A 21371-nucleotide genomic window follows, 5' to 3' on the forward strand; every position below is an offset into this window, starting at 1 on the left:
TTTCAGGGATTAAGGTCACGCAGCCCATTTTTATCGCGGCGTGACTGTGGGTGCGTACCGAGTTGCTGGCGCAGGGCCGACAACAGACGCCGCCGGGCATTGGTGGTAAGCCCCTGGCCGCGGTGCGGACCATAGGCAGCCTCGAAAAAGGCTAGCAAATCCTCCCCGCCAGGAGGATGTTCACTTGACGACAATGTGCGCTGCCCGCTGGCCCGCCGATACCACAGATACAGGCCATCGAGGCGAGCAGGCTCATGGCCGCATTGCCGCCGCGCCTGGCGCCAGGCATAGCCTTCAGACGCCAGCCAGCCATGCCGCCGATGCAGCCGCCAGGCGCGCAGCCATTGCCAGCCAGCCTGGCCATAGGCACGCCCGGCCCAGGCCAACCCACCCAGTAACAGTAGCGCCAACGTCAACAGCAGCCCATGGCTGGCAATGCTGACCTGGGCGTTCTGGCCCAGTGCGCGCAGGTCTTCGGCAAGCGAGAACGGCGCCTGGTACACGCCCTCCTCCGCCACCAGCTCCACCGCAGGTACCGAAACACTGTGCTGCTCACCCGTGGTCGCGTCCCACCACTGCAGGTCGATGGCGGGCAAGCGATAACGGCCGGCTGCCGTGGCTACGTAGCTGGCGCTGTCATCGCGCTGGCCACCCAGCGTGCCGCCACGCCCATCGCTGAGCGGCTTGACGCTAGGTGTCTGCAGGTAACGCTTGAGTCCGTCGACCTCGGCGAAGGTCGGTGCCGGCAGCAGCATCGCTTGCGTGCCTTCAGCGTCTACATGCACGTGCCGGGTCACGCTGTCACCCACACGCAGCGGTCGATGGGAGTACCGGATCTCCTGGTTCAAATGCACGCTGAGCGCCACCAGGCGCTGTTCGCCGCTGCCCCCAGCCAAGCCCTTGGCCTCGAACGACAGTGGCTGGCTGGTGACCGCCTGCGGCCCGCCACTGGGGCCAGGCTGCACGCGAAAGGTCAGCGCCGGGATGTCGAAGCGCTGCGCCTGGGTCGGGGTGATCGCGTAACGGTAGCGCAGGCCGAAGAAGGCCTTGCCCTCGCGCTTCTCGTTCAGGTGTTGGGCCTCGCCACTCGGCGGGCTGACGACCGCACCCGACAGCTGAAACATGGGCAATACGGGGGCATCGGTGAACCAGGTGTCGACCAGCAGGTCGACTTCCAGGCTGAGTGTGGCGCCGGTCATGACCGTGGTGCCTGGCACCAGGCGCGTTTCCACCCGCACCTGTGGGTCATCCGCTACCGCCCAACCCGCCAGGCAGCACAACAGCAAGGCCCAGCGCCTCATGGCGCCTCCTTCGCCGCCTGCTGGCGGGCGGCGTCCTGAAGGGAAAACTTGCGCTTGAGAAACTGCGCCGGTGACGTGGTCAGGTTATTCAGCCACAGCTGGTCCGAGGCAGCCTGCGGGGTGTTCTGTTGCTGCGTCTTGCCGCCCGAGGGCGTCTGGTCTTCGACGACCTTGTCGGGCTTTTCAGTGGGCGGGCCTTGTTCCTGTTGATCCTCGTAATCCTTGAGCAAGGCCTCGGCCAACGCCAGGTTGGCCTTGGCTTCTGCAAACGACGGCTGCAGGCGCAGGGCCTGCTGGTAGGCGGCAATCGCCTGTGGGAACTTGAACAAGTGTACATAGCTGTTGCCTTGGTAGAACCAGGCAGGGGCACTATCGACCTTGCCCAAGCTGACCAGCGCGGCCCCAAAATCAGCCGCCTGGTATGCAGCGATGCCTTTCCAGTAAGGGTCGTGGAACCGCGTTGCGGCCTGCGGATAGTGGCCCTGCTCGAACGCCCAGCGCCCTTGCTGGTCGGCCGTGAAAAACGCATCGGCCAGCGCACCGGCCCTTGCCGGCTCAGCACTGCCGCCCAACAGCAGGGCCAGCAACATCCCGGGCAGCCAGTTCACCCGCCAGCCGCGCCGCAGGGTTGCCAGCACTATCAGCAGCAACGGCCAGCACAGCCAATAACCGGCGTCCTTCCAGTGCAGCTGGGCATCGTCGCCCTGGGCAGCCTTGAAATGGCGCTGGGCATGCAGCTCGACCCAGTCCAGGTCGTCATCGTTCAGCGACAGGCTGCCCAGGGGCGCATTGGCCGCCTTGGCGAGCGCCTTCAGGCCCTGCTCATCGAAGCCTGCCGCAGCCGACTGACTGCCAACCGCCAACACCAACACTTGCAAGGGCGAGCCTGAGACGCGTTTAGCAATCGCTGGAAATTGGCTGGCATCACCGCCATCGGTCAGCAGCACCAAAGTGCCCGGCGTCTGCTCAGCCGCCAGCAGCTTCAAGGCCAGGTCTATCGCGCCCAAGGCATCCTTGCCCGGGGTGCTCATCAGGTCCGTGGCCAGTGCCTGGATGAAGGTATCGAGCAACGCCGGATCCTCGGTGACAGGAAGCACCAAGTGGGCATTGCCGGCATAGGCGATGAGTGCGGTACGGGCGCCCGCACGGCGCAGGACCAAGTCGTGCAGGGTGTGTTTAGCAGCCGCCAGCCGAGTGGGCGGCACATCGTCGGCATCCATCGACGGCGACAGGTCCACGGCGATGATCAAAGGGGCGCGGTCATCGAGAAAGTCGGGGGTGTCCTGCACCCAGGTCGGCCCGGCAGCGGCCAGAGCTCCAAGTACCAGACTGGCCCCCAACAGGTGCACCGGGCGCAAACGCCGCTGTTCCTTTGGCGTGATCATCAAGTGCTCGACCAGGTGAGGCGCGATGATGCCCTCCAATTGTCGGCGTAGATCATGCCGGCGCAGCCACAGCACCGGCAACAGCAGGCCCGGCACGATCAGCAGCAACCACAGCGGCCGCAGGAAATGGAACGCAGCGGGGTCGAAGGTCATGCCGGCGGTGCTCCGGGCACTGGCCGGCGGCCGACCAGGCGGGCGCGCGCCAAGGCCAGCAGGTGGGCCACCAGCAGCAATCCTAGCGCCAGGCCCAACGGCCAAACGAACAAGTCACGCTTGGGTTGGTGGCTGAAGGTCTTGACCTGATGCGGGGTCAACCGGTCCAGGGTCGCATATACCTGCTGCAACGCCTGGCGATCATCGGCGCGAAAGAACTGTCCGCCAGTAGTACGCGCAATGCCTTGCAGGGCCGCCAGGTCGACCTTGTCATCGCCCGTCGCGGCTGGGTCACCGATACCAATGGTATGTACTACGATACGTTCTTCATGGGCCAGGCGAGCCGCGTGCTCGGGGGTGATGGCGCTGCCAGTGTCGTTGCCGTCAGTCAGCAGGATCAGCACCTTTTCCTGCTCGGGGGTGTTGGCCAACGCCTTGATGGTGAGCCCAATGGCATCGCCCAACGCGGTGTTCGGCCCGGCCATGCCGATGCCGACTTCATCCAGAAGCATCAGCAGGCTGGCGTGGTCGAGGGTCAAGGGCGCTTGAGGGTAAGCGCCGGTGCCGAACACGATGAGGCCGATGCGGTCGTCCTTGCGGCGCGTGATGAAGTCGCGCACCACCGACTTCACCGCAGTCAACCGATCGGTTCGCTCGCCGTTGGCGTTGGTGTAGTCGTTGGCCTGCATGGACTGGGAAATATCAATGGCCAGCATGATGTCGCGGATCGGCCGCTCCCGTTCAATCGGCCGCTCCACCCATACCGGCCGTGCGCAGGCCGCCACCAGAAGCCCCCACACCAGCAGGTTCAGCCACAATTGCCAGCGCCCGCCCGCTGCACTCGCCTGCCCCGGCTGCTGCCCGGTGGCGCGGCTCATCGCCGCAAAAAACGGCACCCGCAATGCACTGCGGCTCTCGCTATAGGGTTGCAACAGACGATAGGCCAGCCAAGCAGCCGGCAACAGCAAGAACACCCACGGGTAATCAAACTGCCACATGGTGCCCCTCGATCCAGCGTCGGCTGGTGCTGTACAACGCCGCAACCTGCTGCGCGTCGAGCGCGAGCAGTTGGGCGTCGGGCGCATAAGCGACCGTTTGCAGGGTTTGCACAAAACCGGCAGGTAACGGCTGACCGGCACGCTGCTCAAGAAAGGCCTGCCACTGCGCGCCGGCCAGGCTGGCCACAGGCGGCGCATCTGGCAGCGACAGCGCCACCCGCTTCAGCAGCACGGGCACTTCCCGCAGGGCGGCCAGGCGCTGATTACCCTTGGCCTTGGCCAGCAGGTCAAGATACTGCAAGGCTTGGCGACGATAACGCCCGCGCGACCAACGCCGCCAGCGCAGGGCCGCCCAGACCAGCAGCAAGGCCAGCATCACCAGCCCCAACACCAACCAAGCCCAGGTATGCGGTAAGTAACTGAACGGCGGCGTGCCGGGTGCCAGCTCGCGCAGCTGGTCGATTGACGGTACGACGGCAGTGCTCATCGCGGCACCTGGGCAAGGCGGCCCAGCTCCCTGCGCAGTTGTTCAAGGCTGTCCCCTGCGGTGCTGATCAGCATCAGCGGCACCTGGCTGCGGCGCAGCAGCGCTTCTACATCGCGCAGGCGCCCGGCGAGAAAATCACCCAGCGGTTTGCTAACCCGGCGCTTGCCCACTTCGAGCTCCACCTGCTGTGTACCCTGGGTCACGTTCACCCGCCCCCTGTCCGGCACTTGCAATGCGATGGGGTCATACACCTGCAGGGCGATCACATCGTTGTGCTGACGTAACTGGCGTAGCAGCGGCAAGGTTTGCTCGCTGATACCTGCGAAGTCGCTGATGATGCAGATCAAGTGATCATGGCCTGCCGAGGCAACGCAGGTGCGCAACACCTTGTCCAACTGGCCATCTGCGTCTTCGCTGGCGAACGCCGTCAGCGCGTGGTTGGCCCTGACCACTGCACTGCACAAGGCCTCGACCCGCGCGCGACTGCGCAACGGCCGCACGTGCTCCACCCGCTGATTGCCGAACACCAGGCCACCGACCCTGTCACCGGCGTGGAACGCCATCCATGCACACAACGCCGCCAACTGCGCCGCAGTGACCGATTTGAAATAGCGCTGGGAGCCGAAATACATGCTCATGCGCTGGTCCACCAGCACCAGCGTAGGCCGGTCGCGCTCTTCGGTGAAGGTGCGCACGAAAGGCTTGCCGTAACGCAACGAGGCACGCCAGTCCAGGTGGCGCAAATCGTCGCCGGGGATGTAGTGACGCAGCTCGTCGAAGCTCAACCCGCGCCCGCGCAGGCGCGAGGCATGGTTACCGGAAAGAATGCTCGACAGTGGCTGCCGGGCGACGAAACTCAGCCCGCGCGCGCGCGCCTCCAGCCCCACCAGTTCGGTGAGCGAGGCGTAGACAAAACCGTCAGGCGTAACGCTATTAGCGGGCATGAGCGTGTCCGTCAGGCCGGAATGGCCACCTTGTCCAACAGCCTGTCGATAACCTGGTCCGCCGCCACGCCATCGCTGACCGCGTCGTACGACAGTTGCAGCCGGTGGCGCAAAACCGGGTGCACCACCGCGCGCACGTTGTCCGGTGAAACAAAGTCCTGGCCGTTGAGCCAGGCATGCGCGCGCGCCACCCGGTCTAGGCTGATGCCACCGCGCGGGCTGGCACCGATGGTGATCCAGCGTGCCAGGTCGGCATCATAGTCGCCTGGGTGACGGGTCGCGTTGATCAGGTCGATAAGGTAGCGGTCGATCGCCTCGGCAACATGCACCCGCGCCACCTCGCTGCGGGCATCGAAGATCACTTGCTGGGCCAGCCGCACCGGTTGCGCGGCCCCCGCATCGCTGGCCTGGTCCTCTGCACGTACCAGGCGCAGCACCTGGGTTTCATCGTCAGGGTGTGGGTAATCCAGTTGCAGCTTCATCAAAAACCGGTCCATCTGTGCTTCAGGCAATGGATAGGTGCCTTCCTGCTCGATGGGGTTCTGGGTGGCCAGCACCATGAACAGCCCCGGCATCGGATAACTTTGCCCGGCGACGGTGATCTGGCGCTCTTCCATGGCCTCGAGCAAGGCCGCCTGGACCTTGGCCGGGGCACGGTTGATTTCGTCGGCGAGGATCACGTTGCCGAACAGCGGCCCGGGTTGAAAGCTGATCTTGTTGCCCTCGGCCGACTGCTGCAGGATCTCGCCGCCGGTGATGTCCGAGGGTAGCAGGTCGGGGGTGAACTGGATGCGCCGCATCTGCGCTTCCAGGTGCGTGGCCAGGGCCTTGACCGTGCGCGTCTTGGCCAGGCCCGGCAGGCTTTCGAGCAGCACATGGCCGTTGGCGAGCAGCCCCAGCAGTACATGGCGAATGGTCTCGGCCTGGCCGAGGACCTTCTCGGCGACCGACGCTTCCAGCGCTTTGACGTGTTCATGGGTGTTCACTGGCCCGGTCCCTGTCAGCGGTTGGCAATTGGGTAAATCTAGTAGTGCCAGGCCAGGGTGCAACGGGGTGTCGTGAAGAGAACATGGTGAACTTCCAACCTCACTTTCCTCCCCTCACCGCCCCTTCTGGTAATACGGCTCGATGGCCTGCAGCCGCGGGTCGTCTGGTGCCACCGCGCGCATCCGCTCGACATAGCCGTAAGCCTGCTCGCGCTCGCCAGCCAATGCATGCAGGTAGATCAACGAATACAACAGGTCGACGTTTTCTGGTGCTTGCTCCAAGCCGCTACGCAACGCTTGCAGGGCTTCGTCACGGCGGTTCATGCGCGACAGCAGCAGGCCCTGGTTGTAGCGAATGCGCGTATTGCCCGGCAGCGCCACAGCGGCTTGCTCCATCCAGCCCAGCGCCTCCTCGGGCTTGCCGCGCTCGACCAGCAGCAAGGCCAGCATGTAGGCCAGGTTTCCACGATCGGCAGCGGGCATCTTGTCCAGCGCCACCCCCTCGCGCAGCAGGCTCTCGGCATCGTCCAAGCGTTGCGCACTGCTGGCCAGGGTTACCAGGTTGACCCGCGCCGGGACGAAGTACGGGTCCATGTGCAAGGCTTGGCGATACTGCTCCACAGCCTGCTCGTCGCGGCCCTGGCGCTGCATAAGCACCGCCAGGTTGAGCCGCCCCCCTGGCAGGTCGGCGTTACTGCGCAAGCGCTGCTCGTAATCGTCGAGCAACGTTTTGAACGACTCGCGGCTGGCTTCAGGTAACTGTGCTGCCGGGACATCGGCCAAGGCCCGCACGGCTTCGTCGCGCACGGCCAAGGTGGGGTCTTCGAGCAGGGGTAGCAGCGGTTTCAAACGCTGTTCGGGGGGCAGGCTGGTGAACCCGGCCACAGCGTAGGCGCGCACTAGCGGGTCCTTGTCCTGCAGTGCCCATTGCAAGTTGCTGGCCGCTGCGGGGCCCAAGTCTGCCAACTGGTCGGCGGCGGTGGCGCGGACGATGGCCGGGTTGCTCTTGTCCGCAAGCAGATAACCCAGGCGGCTCAGGGTAGTGCTCGGGTCCTCGCGCACGGCGTGGAAGTGCTGGCCGTAATGAGTGGGGCGCTTCGGTGACCCGAACCAACCTTCAATGGCCTTGGCCGCCCACTCGGGCTTGCGGTCTTGGTGGCAGGTGGTACAGGCATCCGGGCCGTTGCCCTCTGCGGCAAGGTCCGGCCGGGGTATACGCAGGCTGTGATCGCGCCTGGGGTCGATCACCATGTAATTTTTGCTCGGCATGTGGCAATTGACGCACTGCGCACCTGGCGAGCCCACCGCGTGGTGATGATGCGCTGGGCTGTCATAGTCCTTGGCCTGCAAGCCAGCGAAACGTGCAGTATTGGGCTGGGTGTTATGGCATTGCAGGCACAGCCCGTTACCTTCTATGCGCACCTTGGTGGTATGGGGGTTATGGCAATCGGTACAACCGACACCGGCGGCGAACATCTTGCTCTGGGTGAATGAGCCGTACTCATAGACTTCGCCGTCGATCTGCCCGCCGTCGTGGTACATTCCCGTGCGCAGTGTGACCGGCAAGCTCTGGTCCAACTGTGGATGGCCAGGCATCTGGCCAGTGCCCAACCCTTGCCGGCGGCTGTGACAGTATGCGCACTGCTCCACCAAGCCCTTGCTGCCCAGCACCTTGAAATCCACCGCAAGCCCCTGAGCAGGCGAGGCGCCGGGGTGTTTGCTGGCCCAGTCGACATGGGCCTGGCCAGGGCCGTGACAGCCCTGGCAACCCACAGTCTTTTCCTGCCAGGTGCTGGTAAAACTGTCGTTCGCATCATCGTAATGCTTGACCAACCGGGTCGAGTGGCAGTCGGCGCACATGCCGTTCCAATTCTGGTAGCGGCCAGTCCAATGCAGCGGGTCATCAGGGGCAAAGCGTTGCCCAGGGTACAGCGAGAACCAGCGCTGCCCGCCCTGCGCCGCCGGCCGGCTGTCCCAGGCGAGGGTCAAGGCCTGCAAGCGGCCTCGCGACAGTGCCACCAGATATTGCTGCAGCGGCTCGAAGCCAAAGGTGTAGAGCACTTGAAAATCAGCCGGTTTGCCATCCTCGCCGTCGATGTTGACGAAAAATCCATCGCCCTTGCGATAGAAGCGGGCCTTGACGTCATCCTGGTCGTAGCGCACGTCATTGAAGTTGCCCAGCACGTTGGCCGGGTTGGCATCGCGCAGCGCCCAGGCATGATCGGAGTGTTGCCACTGCTTGGCCTGTTCGACATGGCACGCCTGGCAACTGCCGGCTTCGGCGTAGCCCTCACGTTCAGTGGCCTGTGAAGGCAAGGCAGCCGCACCAAGGTTGGCGCTGCTCAGCAACAACGACAAAACACTCAAGCAGGCCATTACCCGCATGCGTCGCACTACCTGTGCCCAGTGCTCCATTCGCTCGCTCCACGGTCAGCCCTGCCGGCCCTGTTGCGAGCCGATCTAACAGCAGTTTGCCCAGCAATGCTTGACCCTAGTACAGGTGGATGGCCTTTGCGCGGCTGCAGGAGCCCGACGGGCATTGATGCATATCGGACCACGAGAAAATGCTCGATCTCGAGTTGGGCAAATGACGAATTCCTTTCTAGTCTGAAGGCGTTGAATGATTTGCGTTGCGCTGTTCGATGTCTCTTAGCCAGGAGCCGAGAATGCCGTTGACTGTCGTTGCACACCGTTACCTGCCTTTGTTACTGGCCTTGGCCAGCGTTGCCAGCCACGCCGAGCAAGAGCCAACCAACGAAGACCCGCAACTGATCCGCGTCCTGCTGGCAGCCGAGCTGGAAACCACCCTGTCCAGCCAGATGAGCGGCACCCTGGGGGAGCTGAAAACCACGTTCGGCGAACACGTGAGCAAGGGCGCGACCTTGGCCCGCTTCAATTGCAACGAGGCCCAAGCCCGCGGCAAGGTCGCCGTGGCCGAGTTGGCCATGGCCCGGCAGAACCTGGAAGCCAAAAAGCAACTGCGCAAACTCGACGCCGTCGGCGATATCGAAGTAGCGGCAGCCAATACCGAAGTGCAGAAGGCTGATGGCGCCCGTGCCATGGGCGAAGCGCAAATGAGCTACTGCCAGGTGCTGGCCCCCTTCTCGGGCCATGTGGCCAAGGTTTACGTCAAGCCATACCAGACTGTCAGCACGGGTACGCCACTGTTCGACCTGGTCAGCGACGGCGCATTAAAGGTGCGCCTGAATGTGCCCTCCAGCCAACTGAAAAGCTTAAGCCCCGGCCAGCCGCTGCAGGTCAGCGTGCATGAGACGGGCAAAACCTACCCGGCCAAGGTCAGCGTGATCAACTCAAGGGTCGATGCCGTGGCGCAGACGGTGGAACTTGAAGCGCGGTTCGACCAGCGTTACCCCGAGCTGATCGCTGGCATGAGCGGCACGGCGCGGTTCGACCATGACCGTGAATAGGCCACTGCCCCACCCGCAGCTGTTGCTGCAACTGGACGCCCTGCGCGATAAAGCCATGGCCGCCGAGACGCTAGGCGCGCTGGCGTTCAGCATGGCCAACGACCTGTATCCGCTGCTGCCCTTCCACCAGGCGCTGGTGTTCGAGCAAGGCAACAGCGGCTTGGAGCTGCTGTGCGTGTCGGGCCTGGCGCGCCCCAGCGAAGACTCGCCCTACCTGGTCTGGCTCAGGCGCGCCAGCCGTTGGTTGGCCGAGCGCTTGGTCGAGCCACAGCCCGCTTGGTTGACCCAGGCCAACGCCGCGCCACCTGAAGACATCGCCGAGGGCTGGGCCGAGTGGTGGCCTACCGGCCTGTGGTGCATACCCTTGCATGCCCCGACCGGCCAGCGCCTTGGCCTGCTGGTATTGCTGCTGGAAGAAGCGCCGCCGGCGGTGCTGCACCAGCAGCTGGATGGTTTGACGCGCACTTGGGCCTATTGCTGGCATGCGCTGACCCGGCGCCGGCGAATCGGCCGCTGGCGCCCCAGCCGTCGCCAGGTGCTGATCACCCTGCTGGTGGCAGCCGGGCTGTTGCTTCTCCCGGTGCGGCAAACGGCGTTGGCACCGGCACAGATCGTGTCGCGCCAGGCACAGATCGTCAGTTCACCGATCGACGGCGTGATCGCCCAAGTGCTGGTGCGCCCCAACCAGCCCGTTGAAGCCGGCACCCCGCTGTTCACCCTCGACGAAACCACCCTGCGCAGCCGCGCCGAGGTGCTCGGCAAGGAAGTCGCGGTGGCCGACGCCGAGTTGCTGGCCGCCAGCCAGCGGGCATTCGACAACCCGCAAAGCAAGAACGAGCTGACCTTGCTGCAAGGCCGTGCCCAGCAACGTCGCGCCGAGCTGGCCGCGGTGCAAGCGCAGTTACGGCGTACCCAGGTGCTGGCACCACGGGCCGGGGTTGCCGTGTTCAGCGACCCCAACGACTGGCTCGGCAAGCCGGTGTCGACCGGTGAGCGCATCATGCACGTGGCCGACCCGGCGCAACCGGCCATGCAGATCCAGCTGGCCGTGGCCGATGCCATCGCCCTGGAGCCAGGCGCCGAGGTCACGCTGTTCCTCACCGCCTACCCGCTCAGCCCGCTCAAGGGCAAAATCCTTGAAACCAGCTACCAGGCCAAGCCCAGTGATGACGGCGTGGTCGCCTACCGCCTGCTGGCCAGCATCGACGAACGCTCCGAGCATGCCCGCCTGGGCCTGCACGGCACCGCCAAACTGTACGGTGGCCGGGTAATGCTCGGCTATTACCTGCTGCGCCGGCCGCTGGCCACGGTGCGTGCCTGGAGTGGCTGGTAATGCTCGACCTGTCCGACCTGCCACTGCCCCCGCTGCGCGAGGACCTGCGCCTGTGCGAGGCTGCCGACAGCCGTGAAGGGGAACCGGCATGGATGATCCACGACACCGTGGTCAACCGTTTCTACCGGATTGGCTGGTTGGAGTTCGAGTGCCTGCTGCGCTGGGGCCAGACGCCGCGCCAAATCAGCGAGCAGGTGTCGCGGGACAGCGCGCTCAACCCCGATGTCGAGCAGGTGCTGGCGCTGCGCACGTTCCTCGAACACCACCACCTGCTGCGCCCCGGCCCCGAGCAATTGGCCAAACTGCAGGCCGCGAGCGAGGCGCGCACCTGGTCGAGCTGGCGTTGGTGGTTGCACCACTATCTGTTCTTCCGCGTGCCGCTGCTGCGCCCGCAAGCCGGCCTGCAGCGCCTGGCGGTAGCGCTGGGCTGGCTGTTCCATCCGCTTACCGGGGTGCTGGTGATCGGCCTGACCCTGCTCGGGATCATCCTGGTGATGCAGCAGTGGGACGCCTTCACCCATGCGGTGGTCGAGTCGTTCTCCACCGAAGGCCTGTTCAGTTTTGCCCTGGCCCTTGTGGTCGCAAAAACCCTGCACGAGCTTGGCCACGCGCTGGTCGCCACGCGCCTGGGCTTGCGCGTGGGTCACATGGGCGTGGCGTTTCTGGTGCTGTGGCCGATGCTCTACACCGACACCGGCGAAAGCTGGAAACTCAAGCGCGCCCACCAGCGCCTGGCCATCGCCTCGGCCGGCATCGTTACCGAACTGTCCCTGGCGGGCCTGGCCACCCTCGGCTGGGCCCTGTGCGACGACGGCGCCCTGCGCAACGCGCTGCTGTACCTGGCGACCACCAGTTGGGTGCTGTCGCTGGCCCTCAACGCCAGCCCGTTCATGCGCTTCGACGGCTACTTTATCCTCAGCGACCTGCTCGACTTCCCCAACCTGCACGAACGCGCCTCGGCGCTGGCGCGGGTAGCCCTGCGGCGCAACCTGCTTGGGCTCAACGAGCCGTGGCCCGAGCCGTTCCCGGTGGGGCAACGCCGCCTGCTGGTGGCGTTCGCTTTTGCCACTTGGCTGTACCGCCTGGTGCTGTTCCTCGGCATTGCCGTGGCGGTGTACCTGTTCTTCTTCAAACTGTTAGGGATCGTGCTGTTCATGGTCGAGTTGGCGTGGTTTATCGCGCTGCCGGTGAAACGTGAGCTGAGCCACTGGTGGCAACAGCGGGCACGCATCCCGGGGCAGCGCAAACGGCTGTTCTACCTAGGCGCAGGCTTTGCCTTACTGGCGCTGGCGGTGCCCTGGCACAGCCAGGTCGACGCCGTTGGCGTGGCCCGGGCCGAACACCAGTTGCGCGTGTACACGCCCTACCCTGCGCGGCTGAAAAGCTTGCATTCGCAAGGCCTGGTCAAGGCTGGCGACGTGCTGGCAGTGCTCGAAGAGCCAGACCTGGATTCGCGCATGCGCAGCAGCCAGGCCAGCGCCCGCAGTTATCAGGCGCGCCTTTCTGGGCTGCTGGCCGACCCCGCCGGGCTGGCCGAGGACGCTGCCACCCAGCAACGCCTGAAGGTGCAGAACGAAGAAGCCCGCGCGGCACGCATCGAAATCGCCCGCCTCAACCTGCAGGCGCCGTTCGCCGGCACCTGGCTGGACCTGGACCCTGACTGGCGCCCCGGCCAGTGGCTCAACCGCCAAGAGCCACTGGGCATGCTGATCGACCCCAGCCACTGGCAGGTCGATGCCTACGTTGCCCAGGACCAGGTGCACCACCTGGCCGTAGGCAATGCCGTGAAGTTTTACCCCGAAGGCCAGGCCACCGCGCTGCGCGGCAAAGTGCTGGCCATTGGCAGCACCCGCGCCGGGCAGTTGGCCCACCGCATGTTGTCTTCGCATTTCGGCGGCCCGGTGCCGACCAGCGGCCAGTCGCTGGTGCCCAGCAACGCGCTGTTCCAGGTACTGGTCGCGCTGGATGAGCCGGTGGCCAGCGTGCGCGAAACCCGCGGCAAGCTGCAGATCGAAGGGGAAAAACGCAGCATCCTCGGTGAGCTGGGTAAATGGATTCTGGGGGTCGGGCTGCGCGAAAGCGGCTTCTGAAGACCTTCCGGCGCCTCACCCGGCACCCCGAAAAAATCGGACTAGGATTGATTTAGTTTCGGAAATGGCATCGTAACTTCTGGGCAGGATTGGAAATGGACATCAAGAGCAGAGCCGGCTTCGCCATGGTTTCGCGCCCTCGGTCGCAGACAGTTGCCCTTGAGCAACGCATCCTCTTCGACGGCGCTGGCGCAGCGGCTGTCGACCAGCAGCATCACAGTGATCCCGGTACAGCAGAGGCCAAGGACACCAGCCATCCTGCCCCCACTGCCAGCGAGGCGCAAACCACCGCAGCAGCGCCCGCACCACGCAATCTAGTGGTCATCGATGCCCGTGTGGAAAATCGCGACCAACTGGCCGCCAACCTGCCAACCGGTACCACCGCGCTGGTGGTGGACCCTGGCCAGGATGCCATCGCAGCCATCAGCAATGCCCTGGCGCAGTTGGGCAAGGTCGACTCGATCCAAGTGTTCTCGCACGGCGCGTCCGGCCAGTTCACCCTGGGCAACCAGGTATTCACCAGCCAAACCGTCGAGCAACTGGGCGACCGCCTGAGCGCCTGGCGCGGTGAACTCAACGCGGGCGCGGACATCCAGTTGTATGGCTGCGATGTAGGTGCCGGCAGTGCAGGCCAGGCGCTGGTGAACGAACTGGCGCGCTGGACCGGCGCTGACGTCGGCGCCTCCAGCAACGCCACCGGCAGCCAACTGGCCGGCGGCGACTGGCGCCTTGAGGTCAGCAATGGCGATGTCGACAAGACCATTGCCCTGGCAGCGGCCACCCTGAACGGCTTCCAAGGCCTGCTGGCCGATGCCAGCCCCACCGCCAGCCTGGGCAGCGGCGGCGCCGAGGTGCAACTGGGCGAGCAATTCAACTTCACCGTCAGTTTCAGCAACCCGTCGACCCAGGAAGGCTACGCGCCGTTCCTCGATGTGTTCATGCCGGCCACCGGGCGCGACGGCGACGATGGCGCCACCTTCGTCTCCGCCACCTACTTGGGCCAGGCGGTGAACAGCTTCGTGATCACCTTCGATGCCAACGGCAATGCCACCCACCCGTTGGCCAAGGACGCCAGCGGCAATGCCCTGGTGATCAATGCCGCCAGCGTCGGCATGAAGCCCGGCGACCAGATGGTGGTGCTGCAACTGCCCTACGCCAGCGTCACCAACGGCCAGCCCACGATCGATGTGCAGATTACCGCACAGTTGAGCAACCTGGCCGACACCAGCTACTCCGACGGCGCGCCTAACCTCACCATCAATGCCCGCGCTGGTTTCGAGTACGGCAACGATTCGCTGAACAATCCGGCGCAGGACCCAAGCCGGGTAGAAAGCGCGCTGCACAGCTTCATCGTCACCCCGACCCTGCTCAAGGTCACGCAAACGGTCAACATGCCAGAAGGCGAAACGGTAACCGGGCCGAACTTCACCCGTACCCAGACCGTGACCGTAACCCCGGCCCCCGGGCAAACGCTAAGCAATGTCACCGTCACCCAGACCGTGCCCGACCAGGTGCATGTCAGCGCCATTACGCCGGGGGCCGGCGGCACACTGACGTCGGTCACCCTGCACGATGGCACGGTGCTCACCGACCCCGCCTTGATCGCATCAGCCCTGGCCAACCCCAACGCATTCGTCGCCAGCTATGAGATCCATTACGACACGCTGAGCGCGGCCAGCGAAACCCAGGTCAGCTTCTACGTGCCGGAAATCGACGCCAACGGCCGGCCAGTGATCGACCCGACCACCGGCAACCCAGTCACCATCAACTTCGGCACCGCCAACGTGACCGGTGACTGGAACCCGCTCGACCCGCGCGACCGCCCCACCGACCCGGACGGCTACCCGTTCACCGAGACCGGCAACGGCCAGGGCGTGACCTTCGTCGCCAAGTCGATCACCCTGCTCAAGCAGGTCAACCTGCAGAACGACGTCGGTACACCCGGCCTTACCCCCGGCGACACCTTGCGCTACACCATGGACGTGGCCATTTCCGACTTCTTCGCCTTTGGCGAGAACATCCTCGAGCAGGGCCAGTTCACCCTGACCGACCTGCTTGGCGACGGCCAGACCTTCGACCCGAGCAACCCGCCTACGTTGATCATCCAGCAGCATGGCGTGTCCCAGGCCATTGCCCTGGTCTACACCCAGGTGGTGAATGCCGACGGCAGCACCACGCTGGTCTTCGACATTGCCGAGTCCATTCGCCAGTCCATCGCTGGCCCCGGCTTGGCCGCGCTGTTCGGTGACCTTTACGACGATACCCTGCAGGAGGGTGCCACGCGCCTGAGCATCGTCTACGACGCGTTGATCAACACCATTTACACCACTGACCACCCGCCCCACGACCAACTCAACGAAGGTGACAGCGTTGGCAACAACGCCACGGTGGATGCCACCGTGCTGCGCGATGCGGTCAACCTTGGCGGCACGCAGACCGACGGTTCCAGCACCACCAGCACCATCGAGACCTCCACCGTCGATATCGAACTCACTCAGGTCAATGGCGGCAACCCGCCGAGCAACGGCGAATTGCGCCCAGGCGATGTGGTGACCTTCACCATCAGCTACGACTTGCTGGTGGCCGATTACGAGAACTTCAAACTCACGGCGTACCTGCCCTTGCCCTTGCTCAATGCCAGCGGCATCAACTGGAGCGTCGGCAACGGGGTTGGCCAGTGGACGTTCGGCAGCGGTAATACCATTCTCGATGTGCCCGACAGCGTCACCACCGGCCCCGGCAACTCGATCGTGTTCGACTTCGGCGACTTCGTCTCCAACGGGCTCAATGGCGGAACCGTACAGGTGCGTTTCACCATGGTGGTGGGCGACCAGCCGTTTGCCGACCAGCGTGAACTCGACGTGCTGGCGCAGTCGAGCCAAACCACCACGGTCGACAAGACCGTGCTCACCTCTTCGGATGTGGCGGTGATCGAGTCGGTCGCCGAGCCGGTGCTGGACATCAAGCACGGCGTGGTGTCCAGCAGCAACGGCATAGTCACAGGCACCACCGGCAGCTGGGCCGCCCCCGGCAGCAGCGGCGTGCCGTTCAGCGGCAGCGTGACCAGCCTGGCGGCGGTGGACGGCAATGTCAGCGGCATCGACGGCGCTGACAACCTGCGCCTGGCTACCGCCCTGAAAAACACCGGCGGCGGCGGTGCCTACGATGTCAGCACCAGCATTACCTTGCCCGCTGGCCTGTCGTTCGTCGGTGGCAGCCTGGGCGCGGCCAACCTGCAGATCTACCGCGGCGACGGCAGCGTGCTGGTGCAGGGCACCGACTACCGCGTCGACGGCAACGCCATCACCTTCCTCGACGCCAACGGCCAGGCCACCCTGCTGGCCGGCCGCGCCGGCACCGCCAGCGACCTGTCCGGGGCCAATGTGGTGGTGATCACCTACGACGTCAGCGTGGACAATGCCATCCTCGCCTCCAGCACGCTGCAGAGCACTGCCGCGCTGACCTACTACGCCAGCGTCGATGGCGGCCAGGACTTCACCCCCACCGACCTGACCGAGGTCGCCAACCAGCAAGTCGCCGCGCCGACCATCAGCAAGACCTACAAGGACGGCAGCCTGACCGAGGACGACTCCAACGCCGGGCACACCACGGGCAGCAACCTGGTAATTGGCGAAAGCATCACCTACGACATCGTCGTCACCCTGCCCGAGGGTTCGACGGGCAGCCTGCGCATCAATGACTTGATCCCCCCGGGCCTGCGCCTGGACCCACGGTTCAATGGCAACCTGGGCTATGAAATCATCACCAGCACCACAGCCAGTGCCGCCTTGGCGGCCAATTTCAACGGTGTGCTCAACGTCAACCCGGTAACCCTGGACGGCAGCGACGGCGCCGACCTGATGCTGGTGTTCGGCAGCGCCGGGGCCACGGCCGACAACATTACCGGCAACAACAGCTTCGTCATCCGCCTGGTACTGGTGGCCAGCAACGTGACCGGTAACCAGCAAGGCACCACGCTGAACAACGGCGCGCAGCTGGTGTACAGTGACCCCGATGGCGACACCCCAAATGGCACCACCGCCGTGGACCGCAACATCAACAGTGCCGAACAGCCCGGCGTGACCATCGTCGAGCCGACCCTCAGCGTCACCCAGCAGATCACTTCGACTCCCTCGTTTGGCGGCTACGACCAGGGCGATACCGTCACCTTCACCATCACCGTGGCCAACAATTCGGGCACCGACGCGTTCGACATCAGCCTGCTGGACGTGCTGCCGACTGAAATCGACAACCTGGTGATCAGTGGCACCGTCCAGTACAGCGGCGGCGCCACCAACAATGGCGGCGTTGATTTCGTCATCCTCAACGGTCAGTTGGTGACCGCCAATGGCGCCAACATCGACATCGCTAACGGCGGCAGCATCGTCATCACCCTGACCGGCGTGGTCAATGCCACGGCCGCAGGCGAGGCAGCGATCGCCAACAACGTCGTGGTGCGCTGGAGCAGCCTGGACGGCAGCAGCGATAGCACCGATACCGTCAATGGCGAGCGCAGCGGCGACGATGGCCTGCTCAATTCAGGCGTGCTCAACGATTACCGGGTGCTGAGTGCCTTGCTGATCCCGGTCACCAACGGCATCCAGGTGTCCCGCGTCGGCGGCGTCACCGACACGCCCCCGGCCACCAACGGCAGCGGCGCCACCGACACCAGCGGCCTTTTGGAAACTGTGGTAGTCGGCGAAATCGTCCGTTACCGCGTGGCCGTGCTGGTACCGACCGGCGACAACCCCAATTACCAGATCCGCATCGAGCTGGCCGCCGGCCTGGAGTTCATCACCGCCGACCTCAACAACATCCTGATTGCCATGGTGTCGAGCCAGCTAGGCGGCTTGACCACCGACGCCACCGACCTGGTGCTCGGCAACGGCAATACGCTGTATATGACCGGCAACCAGAACAGCGAAGTGGCCTTGCCGATACACGCCGATCTGGGCGGCGTGGCGCCGTCGGGTGTCTTCGACAGTAACAATGGCCGGCTGCAGATCACGACCAACCTAGACGGTAGTCAGACCATCACCTTCAACCTTGGCAACGTGACCAATAGCGAGGCTGCCGACAGCGATATCGAAGGCGTGATCCTTGAGTTCAACGTGCGCGTCAACAACGTGACCGGCAACCAGGCCAACACCCAGCTAGGCATGACCGTGTTCGAACACGTGGGCCCTGGCGATGGCGTGGACCGCGGCCGCAGCGATACGGTGTTCGAGCGCGTGGTGGAACCCAGCTTCACCAGCATGGACAAGTCGGTCATCGACGTGGCCCCGGGCGCCGGCACGACCACCGCCACCGTCTCGGTGAGCTTCACCCAGGATGGCGGTGCACCCGCCTACAACACCCACCTGACCGACCAGTTCCCCAATGGCAGCAACTACCAGGTGCAAAGCATCCTGCTCAATGGCGTGGCGCTGGACCTGGGCAACCTGCCCAGCGGTATCAGCTTCAGCGATGGCAGCGGTATCGTCATGGACTTCGCACGGCTTGCGCCCAACGACGCGATCCAGGTGATCTACACCGTCACCCTGCCCAATGTGACCATCGCCGATGACACCGCCAGTTCCGCCGTGCTCACCTGGACCAGCCTGCCCTCCGACTTCGAAACCAACGGCTGGGGCGGTTCGCTGCCGGCGGGCGCTGGCGCTGCCGACGGCGAGCGCACCGGCCAGGACGGCGCAACCGGCTTGAACAACTACATCCTCAGCGATGGCGCCGGCATGGGCGTGATCCAGGGCACGTTGTGGGACGACACCCGCAGCGCCACGGACAACGTCAGCCCGGACGGCCCCGGCCTGGACGGCATCGGCGTCAGCCTGACCTGGGCCGGTGACGACGGTCAGTTCGGCACCGCGGACGACCGCACGTTCAACACCGTTACCGCCAATGGCGGCCTCTACCAGTTCGCCCTGCTGCCCTCCGGCAGCTACCTGATCGCGGTGGCGCAAGACCATCAGGTCAGCGCCAACAACACCTTCCGGGTGCGTATCGACACCGACACGGGCGCTGCGGCTACAGGCCTGGGCAGCATCAACCTGGCACTCGGCGAAGGCGCTACCGGCACCGCTGACGCCGGCTACGTGCATGTGAACGAGGCGCCGGTCAACACAGTGTCCGACCAGCACGGCCAGGAAGACACGGTATTGCACATCGGTGGCCTGGCCATCAGTGACGTGGACGTCAACGCCGGCATTGCCGACGGCGTCATGAGCATTACCCTGACCGTGGTACACGGGGTCATTTGGCAAACCGCCACCCCGCCGGCGGCCACAGCTACAGCTCCTGCCGGCGCTGGGCGCAGCCTGGTCCTTACCGGCACCTTGGCCGAACTGAACGTGCTGCTGAGCCAGCTGTATTACAAAGGCGACCAGGACTTCAACACCTTCCGCGACCCTGAAACCCTGACCATGGTCACCAACGACCAAGGCAACTTCGGCGACGCACCGGTCAACGGCGACGGCGTGCCCGGGCAGAACCCGGCCGATGCGCTGACCGACACCGACGTGATGAACATCATCATCGACCCGGTCAACGATGCCCCGGTCGCCAACGCCGACCTGGCCATCGCCGTGGAAGCCGGTGGCTTCAACAACGCCGACCCGGGCGTGAACCCCACCGGCAACGTGCTGGCCAACGACACCGATGTCGACATCCAGACCAACAACGACCTACTTACCGTCACCCGCATCGCCAACACCACCACCCCCGGTGGTGTCGCAGTGGCCGCCAACGGGGTCACGACCTTGCAAGGGCTGTACGGCACCTTGTCGATCACCGCCGGCGGCGGTTTCCAGTACATCGTCGACAACGACAACCCTGAGGTGCAGGCACTGCGCACCGCCGGCAACTTCATCAGTGATTTCTTCGGCTATGACATCGTCGACACCGGCGGTTTGACCAGCAGCTCGGTGCTGCAGATCAATATCCATGGCGCCAACGACACCCCGGTGGCCCATGGCGATATTGGCACCGCCATCGAAGCCGGAGGCACCAACAACGGCACGCAGGGGCAGGATGCCACGGGCAATGTGCTGGACAACGACACCGACGTCGATTCGGTAGCCCTGGGCGAGACCAAGCAGGTCAACGCGGTGCGCTTCGATGGCCTGGGCGGCGGCCGGATCATTCCGGTGGTCAGCGGCCAATCGAGCAGTGTGCTGGCCGACTTCGGCAGCTTGACCATCAACGCCGACGGCAGCTACCGCTACGTCATCGACAACAGCAACGCCGCGGTGCAGGCACTATCCCCAGGGCAGACTCTGGTCGAGCAGTTCACCTACCAGATGGTCGATGCTGGGGGCCTGAGTTCGGTGACCGTGCTGGTGATCACCATTCAGGGCGCCAACGATGCGCCGGTGGCCGTGGACGACCACGGCACCGCCAGCGCGGGTGCCAGCGACGGCAGCAGCGTACCGGTCAACGCCAGCGGTAACGTAATCACCGGCGATGGCGGCGTGGGCGCCGACACTGACGTCGACAACTTCGACCAGCCCACCGCGACCCAGCTCAAGGTCGATGGCGTGCGCAGCGGCCTGGAAGTCACGGGCGGTACCCTTACGCCGATCGCCAACGGCGCACCTGCAACCCTCACTGGCACAGTCGCCCGCCTGGCTGACAGTAGCCTGATCAGCGGCGACTTCGGCCAGCTGATTCTGAACGAAGACGGCAGCTACACCTTCGAGGTCAACAGCGCCGACCCGGCCATCCGAGCGCTAGCGGCCGGGCAAACCCTAGACGTGATCTTTACCTACCAGATCCACGACAGCGGCGGCCTGACCGACCAGGCGCAACTGGTGATCACTGTCACCGGCGTCAACGACCCACCCGTGGTCAACCCGGTCACGGTCGACGCCATCGAGGCCGGTGGGGTGAACAACGGCCAGCCGGGGCTCGACCCAAGCGGCAGCATCCGCGGCGCGTATAGCGACCCGGACGGCGACACCCTGATCGTCAGCGCCGTGGTCAACCCCAACGGTGTCAACGGCACGCCTGGCCAAGCCCTGGCCGGCAACTACGGCAGCCTGGTGCTGGATGCCCAAGGCAACTACCGCTACGTGGTGGACAACAGCAACGCTGCGGTCCAGGCCCTGCGCACCGATGCCGACCAACTGACCGAGGTGTTCCAGTACAGCGTCAGCGATGGCAACGGCAAAATCGTTACGGCCACCTTCACCGTCATCATCCACGGCCGCAACGACACCCCTGTTGCGACCAGTGACGCCGCCACCGCCATCGAAGCCGGTGGCACCAACAA

The 21371-nt window shown here is 64.9% G+C and carries 11 protein-coding genes; 4 read left to right on the top strand and 7 right to left on the bottom strand.

The window, feature by feature from the left end:
* Positions 1–2: 2 nt before the first annotated feature.
* The 7 genes from AC5PZ0_RS27275 to AC5PZ0_RS27305 all read right to left on the bottom strand — a co-directional run bounded on the left by AC5PZ0_RS27275 (position 3) and on the right by AC5PZ0_RS27305 (position 8669).
* Positions 3–1301: a hypothetical protein gene (locus AC5PZ0_RS27275; protein ID WP_493856130.1), complete on the bottom strand. Its 1299-nt coding sequence runs from the start codon at positions 1299–1301 to the stop codon at positions 3–5.
* Positions 1298–2839 (bottom strand): VWA domain-containing protein, encoded by a 1542-nt coding sequence (locus AC5PZ0_RS27280; protein WP_493856131.1) that lies wholly within the window; start codon positions 2837–2839, stop codon positions 1298–1300. The genes AC5PZ0_RS27275 and AC5PZ0_RS27280 overlap by 4 nt, the downstream gene beginning before the upstream one ends.
* Entirely contained in the window at positions 2836–3837 is a 1002-nt protein-coding gene (locus AC5PZ0_RS27285; protein WP_265969841.1) for a vWA domain-containing protein, read from the bottom strand. The genes AC5PZ0_RS27280 and AC5PZ0_RS27285 overlap by 4 nt, the downstream gene beginning before the upstream one ends.
* Positions 3824–4324, bottom strand: coding sequence for a DUF4381 domain-containing protein (locus AC5PZ0_RS27290; RefSeq protein WP_493856132.1), 501 nt, complete (start codon positions 4322–4324; stop codon positions 3824–3826). The genes AC5PZ0_RS27285 and AC5PZ0_RS27290 overlap by 14 nt, the downstream gene beginning before the upstream one ends.
* Complete coding sequence (locus AC5PZ0_RS27295) at positions 4321–5268, bottom strand: DUF58 domain-containing protein (protein WP_493856133.1); 948 nt, start codon at positions 5266–5268, stop codon at positions 4321–4323. The genes AC5PZ0_RS27290 and AC5PZ0_RS27295 overlap by 4 nt, the downstream gene beginning before the upstream one ends.
* An 11-nt stretch (positions 5269–5279) precedes the next feature.
* The gene (locus AC5PZ0_RS27300; protein ID WP_493856134.1) at positions 5280–6254 is read right to left on the bottom strand and encodes an AAA family ATPase; all 975 of its coding nucleotides are present in this window, start codon (positions 6252–6254) and stop codon (positions 5280–5282) included.
* 114 nt (positions 6255–6368) lie between these two features.
* Positions 6369–8669, bottom strand: coding sequence for a tetratricopeptide repeat protein (locus AC5PZ0_RS27305; RefSeq protein WP_493856135.1), 2301 nt, complete (start codon positions 8667–8669; stop codon positions 6369–6371).
* Between the two features lie 251 nt (positions 8670–8920).
* On the opposite strand from AC5PZ0_RS27305, the gene AC5PZ0_RS27310 reads away from it, so the two are divergent.
* The 4 genes from AC5PZ0_RS27310 to AC5PZ0_RS27325 all read left to right on the top strand — a co-directional run.
* Complete coding sequence (locus tag AC5PZ0_RS27310) at positions 8921–9682, top strand: efflux RND transporter periplasmic adaptor subunit (protein WP_493856136.1); 762 nt, start codon at positions 8921–8923, stop codon at positions 9680–9682.
* The gene (locus tag AC5PZ0_RS27315; protein ID WP_493856137.1) at positions 9669–11015 is read left to right on the top strand and encodes an efflux RND transporter periplasmic adaptor subunit; all 1347 of its coding nucleotides are present in this window, start codon (positions 9669–9671) and stop codon (positions 11013–11015) included. Before AC5PZ0_RS27310 ends, AC5PZ0_RS27315 begins: the two co-directional genes overlap by 14 nt.
* Positions 11015–13105: a site-2 protease family protein gene (locus AC5PZ0_RS27320; protein ID WP_265969833.1), complete on the top strand. Its 2091-nt coding sequence runs from the start codon at positions 11015–11017 to the stop codon at positions 13103–13105. The genes AC5PZ0_RS27315 and AC5PZ0_RS27320 overlap by 1 nt, the downstream gene beginning before the upstream one ends.
* Positions 13106–13200: 95 nt before the next feature.
* On the top strand, positions 13201–21371 hold an 8171-nt coding region (locus tag AC5PZ0_RS27325), incomplete at its 3' end, for a VCBS domain-containing protein (protein WP_493856138.1).

Source organism: Pseudomonas sp. 5.2, assembly GCF_059025405.1.